22 protein-coding genes and 1 pseudogene are annotated in these 22,441 nt (G+C 66.8%); 13 read left to right on the top strand and 10 right to left on the bottom strand.

Annotated elements, in window-relative coordinates; genetic code table 11:
- Positions 1 to 3 precede the first annotated feature (3 nt).
- From leuD to ilvD, 6 genes are read left to right on the top strand one after another with little or no spacing between them, the layout of a single operon-like run.
- Entirely contained in the window at positions 4 to 609 is a 606-nt protein-coding gene (gene leuD, locus LXN00_RS04365; protein WP_234505347.1) for a 3-isopropylmalate dehydratase small subunit, read from the top strand.
- Positions 606 to 1,643, top strand: a complete 1,038-nt coding sequence (gene leuB, locus LXN00_RS04360; protein ID WP_234505345.1) for a 3-isopropylmalate dehydrogenase — start codon at positions 606 to 608, stop codon at positions 1,641 to 1,643. The genes leuD and leuB overlap by 4 nt, the downstream gene beginning before the upstream one ends.
- Positions 1,644 to 1,648: 5 nt before the next feature.
- Positions 1,649 to 2,188, top strand: coding sequence for a Uma2 family endonuclease (locus LXN00_RS04355; protein WP_234505342.1), 540 nt, complete (start codon positions 1,649 to 1,651; stop codon positions 2,186 to 2,188).
- Positions 2,185 to 2,622 carry a Uma2 family endonuclease gene (locus tag LXN00_RS04350; RefSeq protein ID WP_234505340.1) on the top strand — a complete coding sequence of 146 codons (438 nt, stop codon included), beginning with the start codon at positions 2,185 to 2,187 and terminating at the stop codon, positions 2,620 to 2,622. Before LXN00_RS04355 ends, LXN00_RS04350 begins: the two co-directional genes overlap by 4 nt.
- On the top strand, positions 2,619 to 3,353 hold the full coding sequence (locus tag LXN00_RS04345; protein ID WP_234505338.1) for an SDR family NAD(P)-dependent oxidoreductase: 735 nt from the start codon (positions 2,619 to 2,621) through the stop codon (positions 3,351 to 3,353). The genes LXN00_RS04350 and LXN00_RS04345 overlap by 4 nt, the downstream gene beginning before the upstream one ends.
- Positions 3,350 to 5,017, top strand: coding sequence for a dihydroxy-acid dehydratase (ilvD, locus tag LXN00_RS04340; protein ID WP_234505337.1), 1,668 nt, complete (start codon positions 3,350 to 3,352; stop codon positions 5,015 to 5,017). Before LXN00_RS04345 ends, ilvD begins: the two co-directional genes overlap by 4 nt.
- Here ilvD and LXN00_RS04335 read toward each other — a convergent pair.
- From LXN00_RS04335 to LXN00_RS04295, 9 genes are read right to left on the bottom strand one after another with little or no spacing between them, the layout of a single operon-like run.
- Complete coding sequence (locus tag LXN00_RS04335; protein WP_234505336.1) at positions 5,014 to 5,391, bottom strand: c-type cytochrome; 378 nt, start codon at positions 5,389 to 5,391, stop codon at positions 5,014 to 5,016. The genes ilvD and LXN00_RS04335 overlap by 4 nt on opposite strands.
- A 35-nt stretch (positions 5,392 to 5,426) precedes the next feature.
- The gene (locus tag LXN00_RS04330) at positions 5,427 to 6,482 is read right to left on the bottom strand and encodes a polyamine ABC transporter substrate-binding protein (protein WP_234505334.1); all 1,056 of its coding nucleotides are present in this window, start codon (positions 6,480 to 6,482) and stop codon (positions 5,427 to 5,429) included.
- Complete coding sequence (locus LXN00_RS04325) at positions 6,479 to 7,258, bottom strand: ABC transporter permease (RefSeq protein WP_234505332.1); 780 nt, start codon at positions 7,256 to 7,258, stop codon at positions 6,479 to 6,481. The genes LXN00_RS04330 and LXN00_RS04325 overlap by 4 nt, the downstream gene beginning before the upstream one ends.
- Entirely contained in the window at positions 7,255 to 8,115 is an 861-nt protein-coding gene (locus tag LXN00_RS04320; protein WP_234505331.1) for an ABC transporter permease, read from the bottom strand. Before LXN00_RS04320 ends, LXN00_RS04325 begins: the two co-directional genes overlap by 4 nt.
- Positions 8,108 to 9,175 carry an ABC transporter ATP-binding protein gene (locus LXN00_RS04315; protein WP_234505329.1) on the bottom strand — a complete coding sequence of 356 codons (1,068 nt, stop codon included), beginning with the start codon at positions 9,173 to 9,175 and terminating at the stop codon, positions 8,108 to 8,110. The genes LXN00_RS04320 and LXN00_RS04315 overlap by 8 nt, the downstream gene beginning before the upstream one ends.
- An 18-nt stretch (positions 9,176 to 9,193) precedes the next feature.
- Complete coding sequence (gene rodA, locus LXN00_RS04310) at positions 9,194 to 10,273, bottom strand: rod shape-determining protein RodA (RefSeq protein ID WP_234505327.1); 1,080 nt, start codon at positions 10,271 to 10,273, stop codon at positions 9,194 to 9,196.
- A 7-nt stretch (positions 10,274 to 10,280) separates the two neighbouring features.
- Complete coding sequence (minE, locus tag LXN00_RS04305; RefSeq protein WP_234505325.1) at positions 10,281 to 10,502, bottom strand: cell division topological specificity factor MinE; 222 nt, start codon at positions 10,500 to 10,502, stop codon at positions 10,281 to 10,283.
- Positions 10,502 to 11,305: a septum site-determining protein MinD gene (minD, locus tag LXN00_RS04300; RefSeq protein ID WP_234505322.1), complete on the bottom strand. Its 804-nt coding sequence runs from the start codon at positions 11,303 to 11,305 to the stop codon at positions 10,502 to 10,504. Before minD ends, minE begins: the two co-directional genes overlap by 1 nt.
- Positions 11,302 to 11,607 carry a winged helix-turn-helix transcriptional regulator gene (locus LXN00_RS04295; protein WP_234505320.1) on the bottom strand — a complete coding sequence of 102 codons (306 nt, stop codon included), beginning with the start codon at positions 11,605 to 11,607 and terminating at the stop codon, positions 11,302 to 11,304. Before LXN00_RS04295 ends, minD begins: the two co-directional genes overlap by 4 nt.
- A 73-nt stretch (positions 11,608 to 11,680) precedes the next feature.
- Between LXN00_RS04295 and LXN00_RS04290 the strand changes: the two genes are divergently transcribed.
- From LXN00_RS04290 to LXN00_RS04280, 3 genes are read left to right on the top strand one after another with little or no spacing between them, the layout of a single operon-like run.
- On the top strand, positions 11,681 to 11,818 hold the full coding sequence (locus LXN00_RS04290; protein ID WP_234505316.1) for a hypothetical protein: 138 nt from the start codon (positions 11,681 to 11,683) through the stop codon (positions 11,816 to 11,818).
- A gap of 9 nt (positions 11,819 to 11,827) precedes the next feature.
- Complete coding sequence (locus LXN00_RS04285; protein ID WP_234505313.1) at positions 11,828 to 13,372, top strand: acyl-CoA mutase large subunit family protein; 1,545 nt, start codon at positions 11,828 to 11,830, stop codon at positions 13,370 to 13,372.
- 3 nt (positions 13,373 to 13,375) lie between these two features.
- Positions 13,376 to 13,762 (top strand): nuclear transport factor 2 family protein, encoded by a 387-nt coding sequence (locus LXN00_RS04280; protein WP_234505310.1) that lies wholly within the window; start codon positions 13,376 to 13,378, stop codon positions 13,760 to 13,762.
- A 24-nt stretch (positions 13,763 to 13,786) separates the two neighbouring features.
- Here LXN00_RS04280 and acs (LXN00_RS04275) read toward each other — a convergent pair whose 3' ends face one another.
- Positions 13,787 to 15,733 (bottom strand): acetate--CoA ligase, encoded by a 1,947-nt coding sequence (gene acs, locus LXN00_RS04275; RefSeq protein ID WP_234505308.1) that lies wholly within the window; start codon positions 15,731 to 15,733, stop codon positions 13,787 to 13,789.
- Positions 15,734 to 15,862: 129 nt separating this feature from the next.
- Between acs (LXN00_RS04275) and LXN00_RS04270 the strand changes: the two genes are divergently transcribed.
- The 4 genes and pseudogenes from LXN00_RS04270 (at position 15,863) to LXN00_RS04255 (ending at position 22,394) form a co-directional block, all read left to right on the top strand.
- Positions 15,863 to 18,394: an AMP-binding protein gene (locus LXN00_RS04270; RefSeq protein WP_234505305.1), complete on the top strand. Its 2,532-nt coding sequence runs from the start codon at positions 15,863 to 15,865 to the stop codon at positions 18,392 to 18,394.
- Positions 18,372 to 20,255, top strand: coding sequence for an acetate--CoA ligase (gene acs, locus LXN00_RS04265; RefSeq protein WP_234505302.1), 1,884 nt, complete (start codon positions 18,372 to 18,374; stop codon positions 20,253 to 20,255). The genes LXN00_RS04270 and acs (LXN00_RS04265) overlap by 23 nt, the downstream gene beginning before the upstream one ends.
- Positions 20,256 to 20,463: 208 nt before the next feature.
- A complete protein-coding gene (locus LXN00_RS04260; protein WP_234505299.1) occupies positions 20,464 to 20,715 on the top strand; it encodes a DUF4212 domain-containing protein in 252 nt (83 codons plus the stop codon).
- A 9-nt stretch (positions 20,716 to 20,724) separates the two neighbouring features.
- Positions 20,725 to 22,394 (top strand): annotated as a pseudogene (locus LXN00_RS04255) (sodium:solute symporter family protein).
- Positions 22,395 to 22,441: the final 47 nt, after the last annotated feature.

Raw genomic sequence — 22,441 nt, 5'->3', positions numbered from 1 at the left:
AGCATGTTGGAGAAGTTCACGGTCATCCGGGGAAGGGCGGTGCCCCTCAGGGGCGAGGACATAGACACGGACCGGATCATTCCGGCCCGCTTCATGAAGGCCCTCACCTTTGAGGGCTTGGGCCAGTACCTCTTCTACGACGAGCGCTTTGACGAGCAGGGCAACCCCAAACCCCACCCCCTGAACGACCCCCGCTACCAAGGGGCCAGCATCCTCCTGGTGGAGTCGGGCTTCGGCTCCGGAAGCAGCCGGGAGCACGCCCCCCAGGCCATCAAGCGGGCGGGGTTCAAGGCCATCATCGGGGAGAGTTTCGCCGAGATCTTCTTCGGCAACGCCACGGCCATCGGCCTGCCCTGCGTGGCCCTGGCCCCCGAGGACCTGGCCGTGCTCTTCCAGATGGTGGAGGCCAACCCCGAGGTGGAGGTGGAGATTGACCTGGTGCAAAAGGAGGTGCGCTTCGGGAACCGGGTAGCCCCCCTCTTCCTCCGGGAGGAGGCTCGGGAGGCCCTCGTCCAGGGCCTTTGGGACCCCATCGGGGAGCTTTTAGAGGCCGGGGAGCTTTTGGACGCCTTTGACCGCAAGCTCCCCTACCCGAGGAGGGCGGAATGAGGGTGGCGGTCCTCCCCGGGGACGGCATCGGCCCCGAGGTGACCGAGGCCGCCCTGAAAGTGCTCCAGGCCCTGGACCAGGCCCACGGCCTAGGCCTCACCTACGAGGTCTTTCCCTTTGGCGGAGCCGCCATAGACCAGTACGGGGAGCCCTTCCCCGAGGCGACCCGGCGGGGCGTGGAGGGGGCCGAGGCGGTGCTTTTGGGAAGCGTGGGCGGACCCAAATGGGACAACCTCCCCCGCAAAATCCGCCCGGAAACGGGGCTTTTAGCCCTAAGGAAAAGCCAAGACCTCTTCGCCAACCTCCGCCCCGCCAAGGTCTTCCCCGGCCTGGAGCGCCTCTCCCCCCTCAAGGAGGAAGTCGCCCGGGGGGTGGACGTCCTCATCGTCCGGGAGCTCACCGGGGGGATCTACTTCGGGGAGCCCCGGGGCATGTCCGAGGCGGAGGCCTGGAACACGGAGCGCTACAGCAAGCCCGAGGTGGAGCGGGTGGCCAAGGTGGCCTTTGAGGCGGCGAGGAAGCGGAGGAAGCACGTCACCAGCGTGGACAAGGCCAACGTCCTCGAGGTGGGGGAGTTCTGGCGCAAGACCGTGGAAGAGGTCCACAAGGGCTACCCCGAGGTGGCCTTGGAGCACCAGTACGTGGACGCCATGGCCATGCACCTGGTGCGTAGCCCCGCCCGCTTTGACGTGGTGGTCACGGGGAACATCTTCGGGGACATCCTCTCCGACCTGGCGAGCGTCCTCCCCGGCTCCCTGGGCCTCCTCCCCTCCGCCTCCCTGGGCCGGGGGGTGCCCGTCTTTGAACCCGTGCACGGCTCCGCCCCGGACATCGCCGGCAAGGGCATCGCCAACCCCACCGCCGCCATCCTCTCCGCCGCCATGATGCTGGAGCACGCCTTCGGCCTGGTGGAGCTTGCCCGCATGGTGGAAAAGGCGGTGGCCCAGGCCCTGGTGGAAACCCCTCCCCCCGACCTGGGGGGCACCGCTGGGACCCAGGCCTTCACGGAAGCGGTGCTCCGCCTTCTACAATGAGGGCAATGGTCCGCCACCGCTTTAATGTTGAGGACTTCCACCGGATGCAGGAGGTGGGCATCCTCCCCGAGGACGCCCGGGTGGAGCTGGTGCAGGGGGAGATCCTGGAGATGAGCCCGGTGGGGAAGCGGCATATGGCCGCACTCAAGCGGCTTATGGACAAGCTTTTCCCCTTACAACAAGCCCGCAAAGCCCTTCTGCAGATCCAAGACCCTTTGCGGCTTTTCCCTGACACCGAAGTCCAGCCAGACTTGGTTCTGCTCCGCTTCCGCGAGGATTTTTATGGGGAAAGGGTGCCCGAAACCCAAGATGCCCTCTTGGTCATAGAGGTGGCGGAAACCTCCCTGGACTACGACCTCCGGGTAAAGGTCCCCCTCTACGCCAAAGCAGGGGTGCCCGAGGTCTGGGTACTGGACCTAACCCGGGACCGGCTCCACCGCTATAGCGAGCCCCAGGGCGGGGCCTACCGGTTCCAACAGGTCCTGGAAGAGGGCACGCTGGAAGTCCTTGGCCTCTCCTTCCCCCTCAAGGAGGTCCTCCCATGACCCGTCACCGGATTTCCCTGGAAGAGTTCCATCGGAGGGTGGAGGCGGGAGTTTTCCCCGAGGACCTACGGCTTGAGCTGGTGGAAGGGGATCTGGTGGAGATGCGCCCTATCGGTCCTAGGTGCGCCGCCATCGTCCGCAGGTTAACAAGCCCCTTGGCCCCCTTGGTCCTAGAAGGGAAAGCCCTGCTCTCCGGGCAAAACCCTCTGGTGGTGAAGGTGGCCGACACCTCGTTGCGCTACGACCTCTCCACCCAGCTCCACCTCTACGCCCAAGGGGGTGTGCCCGAGGCCTGGGTGGTGGACCTCGAGGGCCAAAGGATTTTGGTCCACCGCCACCCCCAAGGGGCCTCCTACGGGGAAGTGGAAACCCTGGGCCCGGGCAAGCGGCTCTCCTTCCTCGGCGTGGAAATCCCCACGGAGGAACTCCTATGAGAAAAACCCTCATCCTCACCGGGGCGAGCCGGGGCATCGGCAGGGCCCTCGCCCTGGAGCTCGCCAAGGCGGGCTACGACCTGGTCCTGAACGCCCGCTCGGAAGCCCCGCTAAGGGCGGTGGCGGAGGAGGCCCGGGCCCTGGGGGCCAGGGTGGCCCACGTGGCGGGGAGCGCCGGCAAGGCCGAGGTGGCCGAGGTCCTGGTGGAAAAAGCGGAAGGCCTAGGCAACTTCCTCGGCTACATCCACAACGCCGGGGTCCTGCACCCGGGGCCCTTGCTCTACGAGATGGCGGAGGCGCTCTTTATGGAGGTCCTCGAGGCCAACCTCCTCGCCGGCTACCAGCTCGCCCGCTTCGCCTACCCCCTCCTGCGGAGGCGGGGGGAGGGGCTTGCGGTGTACGTGGGCTCGGGGGCGGCGGAAACGAACCTCCCCGGCATCGGCGCCTACGCCGTGGCCAAGGCGGCGGAGGAGCACCTGGCGCGGCAGTTGGCCGCGGAGGTGCCCGAGGTCGCCTGCTTTGTCTTCCGGCCCGGGGTGGTGGAAACGGAGATGCAACGCCAGGCCCGGGAGGCCCAAGGAAGCGCCGCTCCCGTGCTCCAGCGGGTCTTTAGAGGCTACAAGGAAGAAGGCCTTCTCCTCACGCCGGAGGAGGCGGCCAAGGCCCTGGTGCGCCTCCTTTCCAAGGCCAGGCAGTACCACGGCAAGACCGCCAGTTGGAGGGACGCATGAGATCCGACCGCATCAAGAAGGGATTGCAACAGGCCCCCGCCCGCAGCATGCTCCGGGCGGTGGGGGTAGGGGACGAGGACTTCCAAAGGCCCTTCGTGGGGGTGGTGAACACCTTCACCGACGGGATGCCCTGCAACTTCCACCTGCGCACCCTGGCCTTGGACCTCAAGGCGGGCCTTAGGGAGGCGGGTCTCGTGCCCTTTGAGTTCGGGGCCCCCGCCATCTCCGACGGCATCAGCATGGGCACCCCGGGCATGCGGGCAAGCCTTGTAAGCCGCGAGGTCATCGCCGACAGCGTGGAGCTCGTGGCCCAAGGCTACCTCTACGACGGGATGGTGGCTCTCTCCGCCTGCGACAAGACCATCCCCGGGGGGGCCATGGGCGTCATCCGGAGCGGCGTTCCCGGCATGGTCCTCTACGGGGGCACCATCGCCCCCGGGGAGTGGCGGGGAAGGAAGCTCACCATCGTGGAGGTCTTTGAGGCGGTGGGCCAGCGGGCGGCGGGTAAGCTCTCGGACGAGGAGCTATTGGAGATAGAGAAGCGGGCCATCCCGGGCCCCGGGGCCTGCGGCGGCCAGTACACCGCCAACACCATGGCCATGGCCCTCGAGGCCCTCGGCCTCTCCCCCCTCGGCTACAACGCCATCCCCGCCGTCCACCCGGACAAGCCCCGGGCCACTCGGGAAGCGGGGAAAATCCTGGCGGAGGCCATCGCCAAGGACTGGAAGCCCAAGGACTTCCTCACCCGGAAGAGTTTCCTCAACGCCATCGCCACCGTGGCCGCCACGGGGGGGAGCACCAACGCCGTGCTCCACCTCCTGGCCATGGCCAGGGAGGCGGGGGTGGAGCTCACCCTGGACGACTTTGACCAGGTTTCCCGCAAGACCCCCGTCATCGCCGACCTGAGGCCTTGGGGCACCTACACCGCCTGGGAGCTCTTTGAGGCCGGGGGGACGGCCCTCGTCTTCCGGCGGCTTTTGGAGGCGGGCCTCCTCTTTGGGGACGAGAAGACCCTCACGGGGAGAACCCTGGCGGAAGAGGTGGAAAGGGCCTACCGGGAAAAGGAAGGGCAACGGGTGGTCTTCCCCGTGGATAAGGCCCTCAAGCCCCAGGGAGGCCTGGTGGTCCTTAAGGGGAACCTCGCCCCCCAAGGGGCCGTCCTCAAGCTCGCCGGCACGGAGCGCACCTTCTTCCAAGGCCCCGCCCGGGTCTTTGACTCGGAGGAGGCGGCCATGGAAAAGGTCCTAAAAGGGGAGATCCGCCCGGGGGACGTGGTGGTCATCCGCTACGTGGGGCCCAAGGGAGCCCCCGGCATGCCGGAGATGCTCTCCGTAACCAGCGCCATCGTGGGGGAGGGCCTCGGCCCCGAGGTGGCCCTCCTCACGGACGGCCGCTTCTCCGGGGGAACCCGGGGCCTCATGATCGGCCACATCGCCCCCGAGGCCTTCGTGGGAGGCCCCATCGCCCTCCTGGAAGAAGGGGACACCATCCGGATTGACGTGGAGAACCGCCGCCTCGAGGTCCTCCTTTCCGAAGAAGAACTCGCCCGGCGCAAGGCGAGATGGCAACCCCGCCCACCCGCCTTCACCCGGGGCCTCTTCGCCCGCTACGCCGCCCTGGTGCGCCAAGCGGACGAGGGCGCTGTCCTGGAAGAGCCCCTCTAGGGGCGCTTCACCTGGTCGGGGGTGAGGTTCAGGCCTCGCCCCCGCCGGACCTCTTCCGGGGTAAAGGGCTCGCCCTTGGCCCCGAGGAGGGTGCGGAGGTGGTTTAGGAGGGCGGCGAGCTCCTCGTCCTTGAGTTGGGAAAACCCCGGCATAAGGCCGGCCTCGCCCTTTTTGCCGTAGAGGACCACCAGGACCAGGTAGCGCCGCCCCTCCGGGGTAGCGAAAAAGGAGGCCACCCCCTGCAGGGAGGGGTAGGGGCGCACCCCTTGGCCCTTCTCCCCGTGGCACTGGGCGCAGGACCTCACCCAAAGGGCCTCTACCCCTTGGCCCCAGGCCAGGCCCAAGACGAGGAGAAGGGCCCAAAGCTTCCTCATGGGTCCAGCTTACCCCATCCCCCGCCAAGGCACCTTTAGCGGGCCTTTACCTCGGTCCAAACCCGGTCAAAGAGGGCGATGTCCGGCCCCAGGTCCTTCAGGTACTCCAGCTTGGCCCGCACCTCCTCCGGGGGGAAGACCACGGGGTCTTGGCGCATCTCCTCGGGAAGAAGGGGAATGGCGGCGGCCACGGGGGTGGCGTAGCGGGTGTACTCGGCCAAGGCGGCGGCGTTTTCCGGCTCCAAGAGGAAGTCTATGAAGCGGTAGGCCAGGGCTTTTGCCGGCCCCCGCTCCAGGACCACCATGGCGTCCGTCCAAAGGGTGCCCCCCTCCTTCGGTATGGCGTAGCGGAGGCGCTCGTCCTCCTGCCGGGCCTGGAGCACGTCCCCCGAGTAGGCGAGGCTAAGGGCTGCATCCCCCGCCAGGATGCGGTTTAGGGCCTCTACACCGCCCGCAAACCCCACGGAACGCCCCTTGGCGCTAAGGAGGAGCGCCTTGGCCTTTTCCAAGGCAGCGGGGTCCGTGGTGTTCACCGAGTAGCCCAGGTACTTGAGGGCCGCCCCAATGGTCTCCCGCATCTCGTCCAGGAGGAGGAAGGGCCCCACCTGGCGGGCGGGGTCAAAAAAGACGGCGTAGGAGTCCACAGGGCCCTGGACCAGGTCCTCCCGGTAGGCGATGCCCGTGGTACCCCAAAGGTAGGGGACGGAGTACCGCAACCCCGGGTCGTAGGGGGGGTCTTGGAAGAAGGGGTCCAGGTTCTTAAGGTTGGCAAGCCTCCCCTTGTCCAAGGGGGCGAGGAGGCCCTCCCGGGCCATCTGGAGCACGTAGTAGTCCGGGGCCACCACCAGGGAAAACTCCTGGTCCGCCCCCGCCTTCAGCTTGGCCAGCATGGCCTCGGGGGACTCAAAGGTGTCCAGGACCACCTTGGCCCCCGTTTCCGCCTCAAACTTCTTGACGAGCTCCTCGGGGATGTAGTCGGCCCAGTTCAGGAAGTAGAGGGTACCCTCCCCCTGGGCCGGCCTAGGCCGCAGGAGGAAAACCCCGAGGAGGACCAAAACCGCCAACAGAAGGAGAACCAACCCTCGCCTCATACCCGCCTCCGGGAAAGAGCATACCCCAACGCCAGAAAAAACGCCGAAAGGCCCACGATGAGGGTGGAGAGGGCGTGCACCTTGGGGCTTACGCCCAGCTTCACACTGGAATAGATGTAAAGGGGCAAGGTGGTGGCCCCGGGGCCTGCGGTGAAGAAGGTGACCACGAAGTCGTCCAGGGACAGGGTAAGGGCGAGAAGCGCCCCCGCCGCCACCCCCGGCCAGGCCAAGGGGAGGGTCACGTGGAGGAAGGTCTGGAACCCCCTGGCCCCCAGGTCCCGGGCCGCCTCCTCCAAGGCGGGGTCCAGGAGGAGGAGCCGGGAGCGCACCACCAGGGTCACGAAGGCCAACTGGAAGGTGATGTGCCCCAGGATCACCGTGAGGAGGGAAAGCCTAGGGAAGCCCAAAAGCTCCCGGGAAAAGGCGAAAAGGAGGAGGAGGGAGATCCCCATGACCACGTCGGGCATCACCACGGGGATGTAGAGGAGGTAGCGCAAGAGCTCTTTGCCGAAGAAGCGGTAGCGCACCATGCCCAAGGCGAGCAGGGTGCCCAAGGCCGTGGACACCAGGGTGGACACCAAGGCCACGGCCAGGGTGTTCCCGAAGTACTCCAAGACCCTGGGGTCCTGGAACAGGGCCCGGTACCAGTCCAGGGTGAAGCCGGTGAAGCGCACCCCCCGGCGGCTCTCGTTGAAGGACAGGGCCACGATCACCAAAAGGGGAAGGTAGAGGAAGGCGTAGACCAAAAGGGCGTGCAGGGAAAGAAGCCGCCTCATACCAGCTCCTCAAGCCCCCTTTCCCCCTGGATGCGGGCGTAGAGGTAAAGGCTTAGGAGAACGAAGCCCATGAGAAAAACGCTCAACGCCGCCCCGAAAGCCCAGTCCCGGGTTACGCCGAACTGCTGCTGGATGAGGTTGCCGATGAGGACCACCCGCCCAGCCCCCAAGAGGTCCGCCACCACAAAGGTGCCCATGGCGGGAATGAAGACGAGGACGCTTCCGGCAAAAAGCCCCGGGTAGGTTTGGGGAAGCACCGCGTGAAGAAAAGCCCTAAAAGGCCTTGCCCCAAGGTCGTAGGCCGCTTCCAATAGCTGCCAGTCCAACCTTTCCACGCTGGCGTACACCGGCAGGACAAAGAAGGGCAAGAAGGTGTAGACCGTGGCCAAGAGCACGGCGCCAAAGGAGGGGTAGAAGGGGAAAGGACCAAGGCCAAAAGCCCCCAAAAGGGCGTTCACGAGCCCTTCCCGTTGGAGCAACACGAGCCAGGCGTAGACCCGGATGAGGAAGTTGGTGAGGAAGGGTAAGAGGAGCAAAAAGAGGAGGAGGTCCCGCTTGGGGTGGCGGGCGATGTAAAAGGCCAAGGGGTAGCCTAAAAGGGCGGAAAGGAGCGTGGCCCAAACGCCCACCAAGAGGCTTTGGGCGAAGGCCTCGAGGTAAAGGGGCTCCAAGGCCCGGGCGTAGTTGTGCAGGCCAAGGGGCGGGCCGAGCTCCCCGTAAGGCCCCCGGGTGAGGAAGGAAGCGAGGAGGACCAAAAGGGAGGGAAGGAGCACGAAAAGGAGAAGCCAAAGCCCCCCCGGTCCCACGGTGACCAGGACCCGGAAGAGGCGCTGGCTAGGGGTCGCCGCCTCATTCATGGACCACCACCAGGTTCTCCGGGGGGAGGTAGGCGTAGACCTCCTCCCCATACCCGAACTCCTCCGCCCCCGGCTCCTGCAGGTCCTGGTTCAGGGTGTAGGCCAGGAGCCGCACCTCCCCCGCCCGCAGGTAGTACTGGTTCTCCGCCCCCGTGTAGACGATCTCCTCCACCACCGCCCGCACCAGGTTCTCCCGGGCGGGGGCCCCGTTTTGCGCCGGGTAGAGGCGGATCTTTTCCGGGCGGATGGCCAGGGTGGCCGCCTGCGTCAAGGGCTCCTTGAGCCGTAAAGGGCCCACGGGGGTTTCCGCCCCCAAGGGGTGGGGCTTGGCGGAAAGGAAGTTGGAGCGGCCTAGAAACTCCGCCACGAAGCGGTTTTTGGGCCTTTCGTACACCTCGTCGGGAAGCCCCTCCTGCACGATGCGCCCCGCGCGCATCACGGCGATGCGGTCGGACATGACCAAGGCCTCCTCCTGGTCGTGGGTGACGAAGATGAAGGTGGTGCCAAGCCGCCTCTGGAGTTGCATCAGCTCCACCCGAAGCTCCTGGCGAAGCCGGGCGTCCAGGGCGGAAAGGGGCTCGTCCAGGAGGAGGACCAGGGGCTCCAAGACCAAGGCCCGGGCCAAGGCCACCCGTTGCTTCTGCCCCCCGGATAGCTCCCTGGGGTAGCGCTTCTCCAGGCCCACGAGGTCCACGAGCTCCAAGGCCCAAGCCACCTTCCGCTTCACCTCAGCCTGGGGCAAGCCCTTCATCCTGAGGCCGAAGGCCACGTTCGCTTCCACGGTCATGTGGGGGAAGAGGGCGTAGTTCTGGAAGACGGTGTTCACGGGCCGGTCGTAGGGGGGGACCCCCGCCATGTCCTTCCCGGCGATCTCCACCCGCCCGGCATCCGGGGTGTCAAACCCGGCGAGAATTCTAAGAAGCGTGGTCTTTCCGCACCCGGAGGGCCCGAGAAGGCTAAAAAACTCCCCCCTTCGCACCTCCAGGTCCACCCCGTCCAAGGCCACCACCCCGCCGAAGGTCCTGCGCACCCCCGATAGGCGCACCAGCACGTCCGCCACGGGGCCCAGTTTAGCAGGCTAGAGGGCCGCCCGGTCCCGGTGGACGAGGAGGACCAGACCCAAGGCGAAGAGGGTGGCCATGAGGCTGGACCCTCCATAGGAGAAAAGGGGCAGGGTGAGGCCAGTGACGGGCATCACCCCCAGGGCCACCCCCAGGTTCACCAAGACCTGAAAGGCCAACATGCCCCCAATCCCGGCAAGGAAAAGGCGGTCTTCCATCCGGGAACACTCCAGGGCCAGGCCAAAGAGGCGCACCACGAGAAGGGCGTAAAGCCCAAGGAGGCCCACCACCCCCACGAAACCCCACTCCTCCGCCCAAACGGCGAAGACGAAGTCCGTGTGCCGGAAGGGTACGAAGCCCAGTTGCGTCTGGGTCCCCTGGCCATACCCCTTGCCGAAAAGCCCGCCGGAGCCGATGGCGATGGTGGACTGGATCACTTGAAAGCCCTGGCCTAGGGGATCGCGGTAGGGGTCTAAGACGATCAGGACCCGCTCCCGTTGGTAGGGCTTGAGGTTGGGCCAGATCACGGTGGGCACGAGGAGGACGAGGGCCAAGGCCCCGATGAGGAGGTGCTTCCAAGGTAGCCCCCGCACGAAGAGCACGGTAAAGGCCCCGAAGAGGACCACCAGGGTGCCCCCAAGGTCGGGCTGGAGGAGGAGAAGCCCCGCCGCCGGCGCCACGAGGAGGGCGGGCAAGACGTAGTCCCAAAGGCGGCGGATGGGCCTTTCCGCAAGGAAGCGGGAGAGAGCCAGGACGAGGCCCACCTTGGCGAGCTCCAGGGGCTGGAACTGCAAGGGGCCTAGCACAAACCACGCCTTGGCCCCGTTGATCTCCTTGCCGAAGGCCAAGACCGCCACCAGAAGGGCCAAGGAAAAGGCGTAGAGGGGATAGGCCCAGGCGAAGAGGAGGCGGCGGGTAAAGAACTGGACCCCCACCGCAAGCCCAAGGCCCAGGACGAGGGCCAAGACCTGCCGGGAAACGAGGCTAGGGTCAGGAGCGGCGCTCCTCAGGTTAAAAACCCCGAGGACGGCCAAGAAAAGGGCCAAAAGGATGAGCCCCCAGTCGTATGCCAAGGGGTTCGGCCGCCTAAGGACCACGCCCACCTCAGCGCAAGGGGATGTCCGCCACCAAGACCATCTTCTCCCCCCGCTCCTCCAGGGCCACCTCGAGGCCCTCCTCCTGGGCGGGGAAGTAGCGGCGGAGCACCTCCAAGAGGTCCTTCTTCAGGCTTTCCACCAGGCCCGGGGAAAGCCTGGCCCGGTCGTAGGCCAGGACCAGCTTAAGCCTTTCCTTGGCCTTCTCCTTGCTCTTTTTGCGCCACCACATCACCGACCCCCAAAGAGCTTGCGCAGGACGCCCAAAAAGCCCTGGGCCTCGTCCAGGTGGCGGAAAGGCACCTCCTCGCCCCGCATCCGCCGGGCGGTGTCCAAGAAGGCCTGGACAGCGGGGCCCGTCCCTTTGAGGACCAAGGGCTCCCCCTGGTTGGTGGAAACGATGACCTGCTCGTCCTCGGGGATGATGCCGATGGGCCTTAGGCCCAGGATCTCCACCACGTCCTCCACGGAGAGCATGTCCCCGCGGCTCACCATCTTGGGGCGGAGGCGGTTGATGACGAGGTAGTTTTCCCGGATCTCCCGGGCCTCCAAGAGGCCGATGATGCGGTCGGCGTCCCGGACGCTACTCACCTCCGGGTTCACCACCACCAAGGCCCCTTCCGCCGGGGTGGCGGCGGTCTGGAAGCCCTTTTCAATCCCGGCGGGGGAGTCAATGAGCACCCGGTCAAACCCCTCCTCGGTGAGGAGGAACTGGACGAGCTCCTTGAACTTGGCGGGGTCCAGGGCCTCCTTGTCCTTGGTCTGGGAGGCGGGAAGGAGGTAGAGGTTTTCCACCCGCTTGTCCCGGATGAGGGCTTGCCGGGGCTTGGCCCGCCCCTCCAGGACGTCAATGAGGTCAAAGACCACCCGCCCCTCGAGGCCCATGACCACGTCCAGGTTGCGGAGGCCCACGTCCACGTCCACCACCGCCACCTTCTCCCCCAGCTTGGCCAAGGCCGCCCCCAGGTTGGCGGTGGTGGTGGTCTTCCCCACCCCGCCCTTGCCCGATGTGACCACGATGGCTTTGGCTTTCACCGCACCTCCTCCTTGGGCTCCAATACGTCCTCCAATCCGCGCAGGAAATCCAAAACCCGCTTGCCCCGCGGGGTCAGGGTGTATTCTACCCGAGGCGGCACCTCGGGGTAGGCCCGCCGCTCCACGAAGCCCAAAAGGTGGAACTCCCGAAGCCTCTCCGCCAGGGTCCTCGGGGAGAGGACAAGAAGGCTTTCCAGGTCGGAGAAGCGGGAGGCTCCCCGGCTTAGGGCGAAGAGGACCTCGGGAGCCCCCCGGCGGGCCAGGACCTTAAGCGCCTTCCGGGCGTTTTTGGACAGGGCCATGGGCTAATGCTATCAAAAGGGGATGTAGCTAGGAAGCGGGAAAGCCAGGCGGCGAAGAGGGTATGCTAAGGGGGTGCAGAAGGAGCCCAGGCCCGACTGGAAGGACTTTTTTGCCTTGGTGCTGGCCCTTTATAGCCTCCTCTTGCCCCCTTTGCTCCTCATCCTGGGGGTCCTCTTCTTGGCCCTTCTTCTCCTCCGGCTCTTCCTGTAAAACTAAAGCATGGAAGGCCTCTTTGAGTCCTTGCCCGAGGGGTACCGGGAAAAGCTCGGCCGCCCGGGGGAATACCCCTTCACCCGGGGCATCTACCCGCGGATGTACCTGGACCGGCTCTGGACCATGCGCCAGTACGCCGGCTTCTCCACCGCCGAGGAGTCCAACGCCCGCTACCGATACCTTCTCGCCCAGGGCCAGACCGGCCTCAGCGTGGCCTTTGACCTGCCCACCCAGCTCGGCCTGGACCCCGACCACCCCATGAGCGTGGGGGAGGTGGGGCGGGTGGGGGTGTCCATCGCCACCCTCGAGGACATGCGCAAGCTCTTTGAGGGCATCCCCTTGGACCGGGTCTCCACCAGCATGACCATCAACGCCCCCGCCATGATGCTCCTCGCCCTCTACCTCCTGGTGGCGGAGGAGCAGGGGGTAAGCTGGGACAAGGTCTCGGGCACGGTGCAAAACGATATCCTCAAGGAGTACTTCGCCCGGGGCACCTACATCTACCCCCCAGGCCCTTCCATGCGCCTGGTGACGGACATCTTTGAGTTCTGCGCCAAGCGCGTGCCCAAGTGGAACACCATCAGCATCTCCGGCTACCACATCCGGGAGGCCGGGGCCACCGCCGCCCAGGAGATTGCCTTCACCCTGGCGGACGGGAAGGCCTACGTGCGGGCGGCCCTGGAGCGGGGCCTGGACGTGGACGCCTTCGCCCCCAGGCTCTCCTTCTTCTTCGCCGCCCACGGGGATATCTTGGAAGAAGTGGCCAAGTTCCGGGCGGCCAGGCGGCTTTGGGCCCGCATCATGCGGGAGGAGTTCGGGGCCAAGGACCCCAAAAGCTGGATGCTCCGCTTCCACACCCAGACCGGGGGCTCCACCCTCACCGCCCAAGAACCCCTGAACAACGTGGTGCGCACCGCCTACCAGGCCCTGGCCGCCGTGCTTGGGGGCACGCAAAGCCTCCACACCAACGCCTACGACGAGGCCCTGGGCCTGCCCACGGAGAAAAGCGCCCTCCTCGCCCTGCGCACCCAACAGATCCTGGCCTACGAAAGCGGGGTGACCAAGGCCATTGACCCCTTGGGGGGGAGCTTCTACGTGGAGCATCTCACGGATGCCCTGGAAAAGGAGGCGGAGAGGCTCATCGCCGAGATAGACGCCCTGGGCGGGGCCGTGGCCGCGGTGGAGGCGGGCTACTTCCAGCGGGCCATAGAGGAGTCCGCCTGGCAGTTCCAGAAGGAGGTGGAGGAGGGCAAGCGCATCATCGTGGGGGTGAACCGCTTCTTTGACCCCAATAGCCCCCTGAACGAACCCGTGCCCGTGCAGCGCATTGACCCGGAGCTCCACGAAAGGAGGAAGCGGGAGCTCGCCGCCTTCAAGGCCAACCGGGACGGGGAAAGCGTCCGGGTGGGCCTTGAGAACCTGCGCCAGGCAGCCAGGGGGCAGGAAAACCTCTTCCCCTATGTCCTCGAGGCCTTCCGCCGCCGGGCCACCCTGGGGGAGGTCTGCGGGGTCTTGCGGGAGGAGTGGGGGGAGTACCAGCCGGGGAGGTGAGCCGTGGAAGGGGAGGCCGAGCTTTGGGGTTTTCTGGAAGAACACCTAAGGAGCATCTACGAGGGGGACTACGCCGCCTACGCCGCCACCACTCACCCTGAGCTCTCCCTCTACGAGTGGTTCGTCACCCCCCACCGCCTGGACGGCTTGGAGTTCCACCGCTTCATGGTGGAGAAGCGCTGGGCCACCCAGGGCAGGCCCTACCGGATAGACCTCTTGGAAAGAAGGCTCCAGCGCTATGGGGACGTGGCCATCTTCAGCTACACCCTCCTCCTCACCCTGGAGGAGGAAGGCGGCCTAAGGCACCGGGCGGTGAACGAGAGCCGGGTGGCGGTACGCTTCCCCGAGGGGTGGAAGGTGGTGCACGTGCACAAGAGCCCGGCGGGCTAGCCCGCCGGGCCCAAGGCCGGGGCCTTAGGCCCCCTCTTTCAGCTTCTCCACCACGGAGCGGTCCTCGAGGGTGGAGGTGTCCCCCTTGATCTCCTTCTCCCCGGCGGCGATTTGCCGCAGGAGGCGGCGCATGATCTTGCCGGAGCGGGTCTTGGGCAAGGCGTCGGTGAAGCGCACCTCGTCGGGGCGGGCGATGGGGCCGATCACCTTGGCCACGTGGGCCTTGAGCTCGTCCCTGAGGGCATCGGAAGGCGTATACCCCTCCTTCAGGGTCACGAAGGCCACGATGGCCTCCCCTTTCATGGGGTCAGGGCGGCCCACCACCGCCGCCTCCGCCACCGCCGGGTGGGAGACCAGGGCGGACTCAATCTCCATGGTGCCCAGGCGGTGGCCCGCCACGTTCAGGACATCGTCCACCCGGCCCTGGATCAGGTAGTAGCCGTCCTTATCCCGCCGCGCCCCGTCCCCGGTGAAGTAGACCCCGGGGTGCTGGCTGAAGTACTGCTGGATAAACCGCTCCGGGTCGCCCCAGACCGTGCGGAGCATGCTGGGCCAGGGCCTCGTGATGCAGAGGTGGCCGCCCTCGTCCGGGTTCTCCACGGGCTTGTGCTCGCTGTCCAAAATCTCCGGCTTCACCCCGAAGAAGGGCTTGCCGGCGTGCCCCGGCTTCATGGGATGGGCCCCGGGCAGGGTGGTGATCATGATGCCCCCCGTTTCCGTCTGCCACCAGGTGTCCACGATGGGGCACCGCCCTTTCCCGATCACCTGGTAGTACCAAAGCCAGGCCTCGGGGTTGATGGGCTCGCCCACGGTGCCGAGAAGCCTCAGGGTTTCCAGGCGGTGCTTGGCGGGCCACCCCTCCCCCCACTTCATGAAGGCCCGGATGGCGGTGGGGGCGGTGTAGAGGATGGTCACCCCGTACTTGTCCACGATCTGCCAGAAGCGGTCGGGCTCCGGCCAGTTGGGGGCCCCCTCGTACATCACCGTGGTGGCCCCATTGAGGAGGGGCCCATAGACCACGTAGGAGTGGCCGGTGATCCAGCCCACGTCGGCGGTGCACCAGTAGACGTCCTCGTCCTTGAGGTCAAAGACCAGTTTGGTGGTGTAGTAGACGTAGGTCATGTAGCCGCCCGTGGTGTGGAGGACGCCCTTGGGTTTGCCCGTGGAGCCCGAGGTGTAGAGGATGAAGAGGGGGTCTTCCGCCTCCATGGGCTCGGGGTCCAAGCGGTCGGGGACCGCCTCCATGAGCTCGTGCCACCAGTGGTCCCGCCCCGGGGTCCAGGGGACCTCCTCCCCGGTGCGGCGCACCACCACCACGTGCTCCACGCTGGGGGTTTCCTTGAGGGCCTCGTCGGCGTTCTGCTTCAAGGGGACGATGCCGCCCCGGCGGTAACCGCCGTCGGCGGTGATGAGGACCTTGGCCTGGGCGTCCTTGATGCGGTCGGCCAAAGCCCCAGAGGAAAAGCCCCCAAAGACCACGGAGTGCACCGCCCCGATGCGGGTGCAGGCCAGCATGGCGATGGCCGCTTCGGGAACCATGGGGAGGTAGATGGTGACCCGGTCGCCCTTCTTCACCCCAAGCCTTTTTAGGACGTTGGCGAACTTCTGCACCTCCCGCCAGAGGTCGTGGTAGGTGAGGACCCGCTCCTCCCCAGGCTCCCCTTCCCAGATGAGGGCCGCCTTGTTCTTGCGCCAGGTCTTCACGTGGCGGTCCAGGGCGTTGTAGGAGAGGTTGGTCTTCCCCCCCACGAACCACTTGGGGTGGGGGAGGTCCCCCTCCAGAACCTTCTGCCAGGGCTCAAACCAGTGGAGCTCCGAGGCCACCCGTCCCCAGAAGCCCTCGGGGTCCTTTAGGCTTTCCTCGTAAAGGCGCTCGTACTCCTCCTCGCTCTTGATGTGGGCCTGCTGGCGAAAGGCCTCGCTCGGGTAGAACACCCGCTCTTCCTTGAGCACGCCTTCAATCCGGTCCATATCCCCCTCCTTTGCCCTTGAGGATAGGAGGAGGCATGGGCAGGGTCAAGAAAAGGGGGGTTTTTCACCATTTGCCAAAGCCCCCCTTTCTTGACAGGGAAGGGCCTACCAAGGGCAAGATGGGGGCAGATGGCCAAGAAGCGAAGCCTCTCCACCGTCCAGGCCGCCTTGCGCATCCTGGCCTACCTGGCGGAGCACCCCGAGGGGGTAGAGGTGAAGGAGGTGGCCCGCCTCCTGGGGAAAAGCCTTTCCACCGCCTACGCCCTTCTCAATAGCCTGGTGGAGGAAGGCTTCGCCGTTAAAGGGGAAAGGGGCTACCGCCTAGGAAGCGCCAAGCCCCTGAGGGTGGAGACCACGCCCTTGGAGGAGGCCCTCGAGGAGCTTTACCTGCGCACGCGGGAGCGCTGCTACCTGGCCCTCCTCACCCCCGAAGGGGTGCGGCTCAAGACCCGGGGGCGGCAGGGCCAGCCCCACCCCTTGGGGGAAACTCTCCCCGAGGAGGCCCACGCCCTGGCCCTGGGCAAGGTCCTCCTGGCCTTCCACGCCCTGCCCCTCCCCCCTCTCCGCCCCCGCACCCCCTATACCCTCACGGACCCCTTGGCCCTGGAGGAGGAGCTCAAACGGGTGCGGGAATCGGGCCTGGCGGCGGAGATGGAGGAGTACGCCTTGGGGCTTTCCGCCTTGGCCGCCCCCCTTTTTGGCCCAGGCGGGGAGCTCCTCGGGGCCTTGGGCGTGGTGGTGCCGGCCCGGCGCTTCCCCTTCGCCTTTAGCCGCCTGGCCCGGGCCCTTTCCGAGGTGGCCCAGGTTTCCCCTTACCTCAAGCCCCCCGAGCCCCCAAGCCTCGCCCCGCCCCCGGAGGGGAGCTTCCGGGTGGAGGTGGTGGACCCTCCCCCAGGGCTCAAGGAGAAGGCCAACCTGCAGGACTTCGCCGCCGCCTACCGGGAGGCCCTCGAGGACCCCGAGGGCTTCTTTGGCCCCTTCGCCCGGGCGTTCTTCTGGGAAAAGCCCTGGGAAAAGGCCTACGACCCCGAAAGCCGCCGCTGGTTCCAAGGGGGGCTCACCAACGCCGCCCTAAACGCCCTGGACCGCCACCTCCCGGAAAGGGCCCAACAGGTGGCCCTCCTCACCCTGGACGGGGAAGGGCGCCTGGAAAAGTGGACCTACCGGGAACTCAAGGAGCTCTCCGCCCGCCTGGCGGGCCTCCTTTGGGGTTTAGGGGTCCGGCCCGGGGACCGGGTGGCCCTCTACATGCCCACAGGGGCCGAGGCTGCCTTAGCCCTTTTGGCCCTGGCCCGCATAGGAGCGGTGCACGTGGCCTTGCCCGTGGGCCTTGGACCTGAGGCCTTAAGGGAAAGGCTTCTCCAAAGCCAGGCCCGCCTCCTCCTCGCCGCCGACGGCTACTACCGCAGGGGGCAACTGGTCCCCTTGCGCCCCGTGGTGGAGGCGGCCATAGCGGGGCTAGACCTCCCCGTGCTCTGGCACGCGCGGGGGAGCACGGAGTTTTGGGAAAGGGTTTCGGAAGGGAGGCCGGTGGACCCCGTGCCCGTGCCCGCCCACCACCCCCTCTTCCTCCTCCACACCTCGGGCTCCACGGGGAAGCCCAAGGGCGTGGTCCACGGCCACGGGGGGTACATGGTGGGGGTGGCCTGGGCCCTCCGCTACCTCTTTGACCTGAAACCGGGGGAGGTCTTCCACACCACCGCCGACCTCTTCTGGGTGGTGGGCCATTCCTTCGGCCTCTACGCCCCCCTTTTCCTTGGGGGAACGAGCCTCCTGGCGGAAGACCGGCCCGACCACCCAAGCCCCGCCGCCTTCTACGAGCGCCTGGCCCGGCTTGGGGTGGACGTCCTCCTCACCTCCCCCACCCTGCTCCGCACCCTAAGGCGCCACGGGGAGGCCAGGCCCACGGGCCTGCGCCTGGTGGGGAGCGTGGGGGAGGCCTTGGCCCCGGAGGTGTGGCGCTGGACCCGGGAGAACCTGGCCTGGCCCGTGGACAACTGGTGGCAGACGGAGCTAGGGGCCCCGGCCCTCGCCACCCCCCTCACCCTTTCCGCCAAGCCGGGCTTCGTGGGGGTGCCCCTGCCCGGGGTGGAGGCCCGGGTGGTGGACGAGCGGGGCGAGGTCCTCCCCCCGGGGGCCAAGGGGCACCTGGTCCTCCTCCGGGCGGGCCCCGCCCAGCTGGTGGACCTCCTTGGAGGGGGAAACCCCTGGCAGGGGGGGCTTTACTGGACCGGGGACCTGGCGGTGATGGACGAGGAGGGGTATTTCCGCATCCTGGGGCGCTCGGAGGAGGTGATCAAGGTGGGGGAAGCCAGGCTCGGCACCGCCGAGGTGGAGGCCGCCGCCCTCACCCACCCCCAGGTGGCGGAGGCGGCGGCCATTGGGGTCCCGGGGGAAGAGGGGGAGGAGATCGTGGTCTTCGTGGTGCCCAAGCAGGCGGTACCCGAGGAGCTCAAACCCCTCCTGGCGGAAAAGCTCAAGGCCCACCTCCTGCGCCACCTGGGCCCCGTGCCCCCGCCCCGGGTCCTCTTCGCCGAAAGCCTCCCCCGCACCCGGAGCGGCAAGATCCTGCGGCGCCTCTTAAAGGCGGAGCTTTTGGGCCTAGACCCGGGGGACACCTCGGGACTGGAGGAAAGCTATGGCGGTGGAAAAACTCCTTAGGGCGGAAGAAAGGCTTTGGGCCCCAGAACCCTTGCGGCAAGCGGCCAACCTGAAGGACCTCGCTGCGGAGTACCGGCGGAGCCTGGAAGACCCCGAGGGCTTCTGGGGGGAGTGGGCGAAGCGGTTCTACTGGGAGAAGCCCTTCCAGAAGGTCCTGGAGTGGCACCTCCCCGAGCACCGCTGGTTCCTGGAGGGCACCACCAACGCCGTCTACAACGCCCTGGAGCGCAACGTGGAGCGGGGCCTGAGGAACAAGGTGGCCCTCCTCTACCTCTCCGAGGACGGCCGGGAAGCGAAGCTCACCTACGGGGAACTCCTGGACCGGGTGCGCCGCCTGGCCACGGCGCTTAAAGGGCTTGGGGTGGGCAAGGGGGACCGGGTGGTGATCTACATGCCCCTCACCCTGGAGGGGGTCATCGCCATGCTGGCCGTGGCCTACCTGGGGGCCATCCACAGCGTGGTCTACGCCGGGCTCGGGGTGGCGGCCTTGAGGGAGCGCATCCTGGATGCCGGGGCCAAGCTCCTCATCGCCGGGGACGTGAGCTACCGGAGGGGGAAGGGCGTGGACCTCCGGTCCATCGTGGAGGAGGCCATTCGGGACCTTCCCCTGAAGGTCATCTGGTTCCAACGGGCCTACCGGGCGGAGCTTCCCGAGGGGCATTACGACCTCCACGAGCTCCTCTGGAACACCCCCCCGGAGGCCCGGGCGGAGATGGTGGAGGCGGAACACCCCCTCTTCATCCTCTACACCTCGGGCTCCACGGGCAAACCCAAGGGGGTGGTCCACGTCCACGGGGGCTACATGGTGGGCACCACCTACCACCTGCGCACCTTCTTTGACGTGAAGGACGAGGACGTCTTCTGGGCCACCAGCGACATCGGCTGGATCGTGGGCCACTCCTACATCGTCTACGCCCCCCTCTTGGAAGGCATCACCTCCGTGCTCCGGGAAGGGGCCCCGGACTACCCCGACCCCGGGGCCTTCTGGCAGGTGGTGGAGCGGTACCGGGTGAACGTGATGTTCACCGCCCCCACGGCGGTGCGGCTTTTCATGAAGTACGGCCCCGAGTGGCCCAAGCGGTACGACCTCTCCTCCTTGCGCCTCCTCGCCGTGGCGGGCGAGCCCCTAAACCCCGAGGCCCTGCGCTGGGCCTACGCCCACCTGGTGGAGGGGGGCCAGCGGGGCTTCGTGGCGGACAACTGGTGGCAGACGGAGCTGGGCGGGCCCACCCTGGGCACCCCCCTCGCCCTTCCCGCCAAGCCGGGGTTTGCCGGGGTAGCCTTGCCGGGGGTGGAGGCCTTGGTGGTGGACGAGGAGGGGAAGCCCGTCCCCCCGGGGCAAGGGGGGCTTTTGGCGCTCAAAAGGCCCTTCCCCCACATGATGCGCACCGTCTGGGGCAACCACGAGCGCTACCTCCAGTACTGGCGCGAGGTGCCGGGAGGGGTCTACGCCGCCGGGGACGTGGCGGTGATGGACGAGGAGGGTTATTTCAGCATCCTGGGCCGGGCGGACGACGTCCTCAACGTGGCCGGCCACCGCATCGGCACCGCGGACGTGGAGAGCGCCTTGGTTTCCCACCCGGCGGTGGCGGAGGCGGCGGTGATCGGCGTGCCCGACCCCCTGAAGGGGGAGGCCATCAAGGCCTTCGTGGTGTTGCGCGCCGGGCAAACCCCTTCGGAGGAGCTAAGGGAAAGCATCGTGCAGCACGTGCGCAGGGAGTTGGGGCCCATCGCCACCCCCAGCGAGGTGGTCTTCCTGGAGAAGCTCCCCAAGACGCGCTCGGGGAAGATCCTGCGCCGCCTCCTCAAAGCCCAGGAACTGGGCAAGGACCCCGGGGACCTCTCCACCCTGGAGGAGTAGCCTCCTCTCCTCACCTCCCCACCCCCTCGAGGGGGTGGGTTTTGGCTTCCTAGCCCCCCTTCTCCCCGGGGAAACCCTGGCTTTTGCGCATGGTCGCAAAGCCCCCGTTTCTTGACACCCCCCTCATCCTTCCCTAAGATTGCCGCTAACCGCGAGGGAAGCTTTGCTGGCGGAAGCGCGTACCGCTTCCCAAGCGGGGGAGGGAGTTATGAGCGGGCTAGAAGCTTACTGGAAGGAAAACCTAAACCTTATCCGAAACCTCCTCATCATTTGGGCTTTGGTTGGCTATGTCTTGGGCATCCTCTTGGCAGAACCCCTCAACGCCATCCGCCTCTTCGGCGGCCCCCCCTTGGGGTTTTGGATCGCCCAGCAGGGGAGCATCTACGTGTTTGTGATCCTCATCTTCTACTACGCCTACCGCATGGCCGCTTTGGACCGGAAGTACGGCTTTGAGGACTAGGAGGTTGGTATGACCGCGGAAGTTTGGACTTGGATCATCGTACTCCTCACCTTCGCCCTCTACCTGGGCATCGGCTACTGGGCCCGCGTGCGGGAGACCACGGGGTTCTACGTGGCAGGCCGCGGCGTACCCCCCGTGGCCAACGGGGCCGCCACCGCCGCCGACTGGATGTCGGGGGCGAGCTTCATCTCTATGGCAGGCCTCATCTCCTTCCTCGGGTTTGACGGGGCGGTGTACCTCATGGGCTGGACGGGAGGGTACGTCCTCCTCGCCCTCCTCCTCGCCCCTTACCTGCGCAAGTACGGCAAGTTCACCGTGCCCGAGTTCGTGGGGGACCGGTACTACTCCAACGTGGCCCGGGTGGTGGCGGTGATCTCCGCCCTCTTCGTTTCCTTCGTGTACGTGGTGCCCCAGCTCCGGGGCGTGGGCATCGTCCTTTCCCGCTATCTAGGGGTGGATGTGGCCACGGGCGTGTGGGCCGCCGTTTTGGTCACCGCCTTCATCGCCGTAATCGGTGGGATGAAGGGCATCACCTGGACCCAGGTGGCCCAGTACACCGTGCTCATCATCGCCTACCTCATCACCGGCATCGCCCTCGCCAACCTCCTCACGGGAAACCCCATCCCCCAGCTCGCCTTCACCTTCTCAGACTTCGCTGTGCGGCTTAGCCAACTGCAGGTGGAACTTGGCCTCAACGAATATGTCAAGCCCTTCCAAAGCCTGAGCCAGCTCAACGTCTTCCTCATCACCCTAACCCTCATGGTGGGTACGGCCGGCCTACCCCACGTGATCATCCGTTTCTACACCGTGCCCAAGGCCTCCGACGCCCGCTGGAGCGCCGGGTGGGCCCTCCTCTTCATCGCCCTTCTCTACACCACCGCCCCCGCTGTGGCCGTCTTCTCCAAGTACAACCTCCTGAACACCTTGGCCAACAAGCCGGTGGAGGAAGTGCAGCAGATTGACTGGGTGCAGAAGTGGAGCAAGACGGGCCTTCTCAAGCTGGAGGACAAAAACGGGGACGCATCTACCAAATCACCGCTAGCCGCGACACCAACGAGATCACCATTGACCGGGACATCATCGTCCTCTCCACCCCCGAGGTGGCGAAGCTTTCCCCCATCGTGGTAGGCCTGGTGGCGGCAGGCGGCCTGGCGGCGGCGCTTTCCACAGCGGCGGGGCTTCTCATCGTCATGGCCAGCGCCATCTCCCACGACCTCTACACCCGCATCATCAACCCCCAGGCCTCGGAGACCACCAAGCTCACCATCGCCCGGGTGGTGATCCTCCTGGTCACGGTCCTCGCAGCCCCCTTTGGCATCAACCCGCCCGCCTTCATCGCCCAGCTGGTGGCCTTTGCCTTCGGGCTTGCCGCCAGCACCTTCTTCCCCGCCATCCTCCTGGGCATCTTTGACCGCAGGATGAACACCCAGGGGGCGGTGGCCGGGATGCTCGTAGGGCTGATCTTCACCGCCACCTACATCGTGGGCACGAACTACCTGGGCTGGCCCCGCTTCGTCTTCGGTATCTCCCCGGAGGGCATCGGCACCGTGGGCATGCTCCTCAACTTCCTGGTAGCCTACCTGGTCTCCCGGGCCACGCCCCCGCCCCCCGCAGAGATCCAGAAGCTGGTGGACGAGATCCGCGTGCCCAAAGGGGCGGGCCAGGCGGCAGAGCACTAAGGCCAAACCCCCCGGGGCTCCCCGGGGGGTTTTCCTTTTGGCCTCAC

Origin of the sequence: Thermus brockianus (assembly GCF_021462505.1) — a bacterium.
GTDB lineage: Bacteria > Deinococcota > Deinococci > Deinococcales > Thermaceae > Thermus > Thermus hydrothermalis.
Note: the sequence above shows the minus strand (reverse complement) of the source record. Positions and strands in the feature narration are given on the sequence as shown.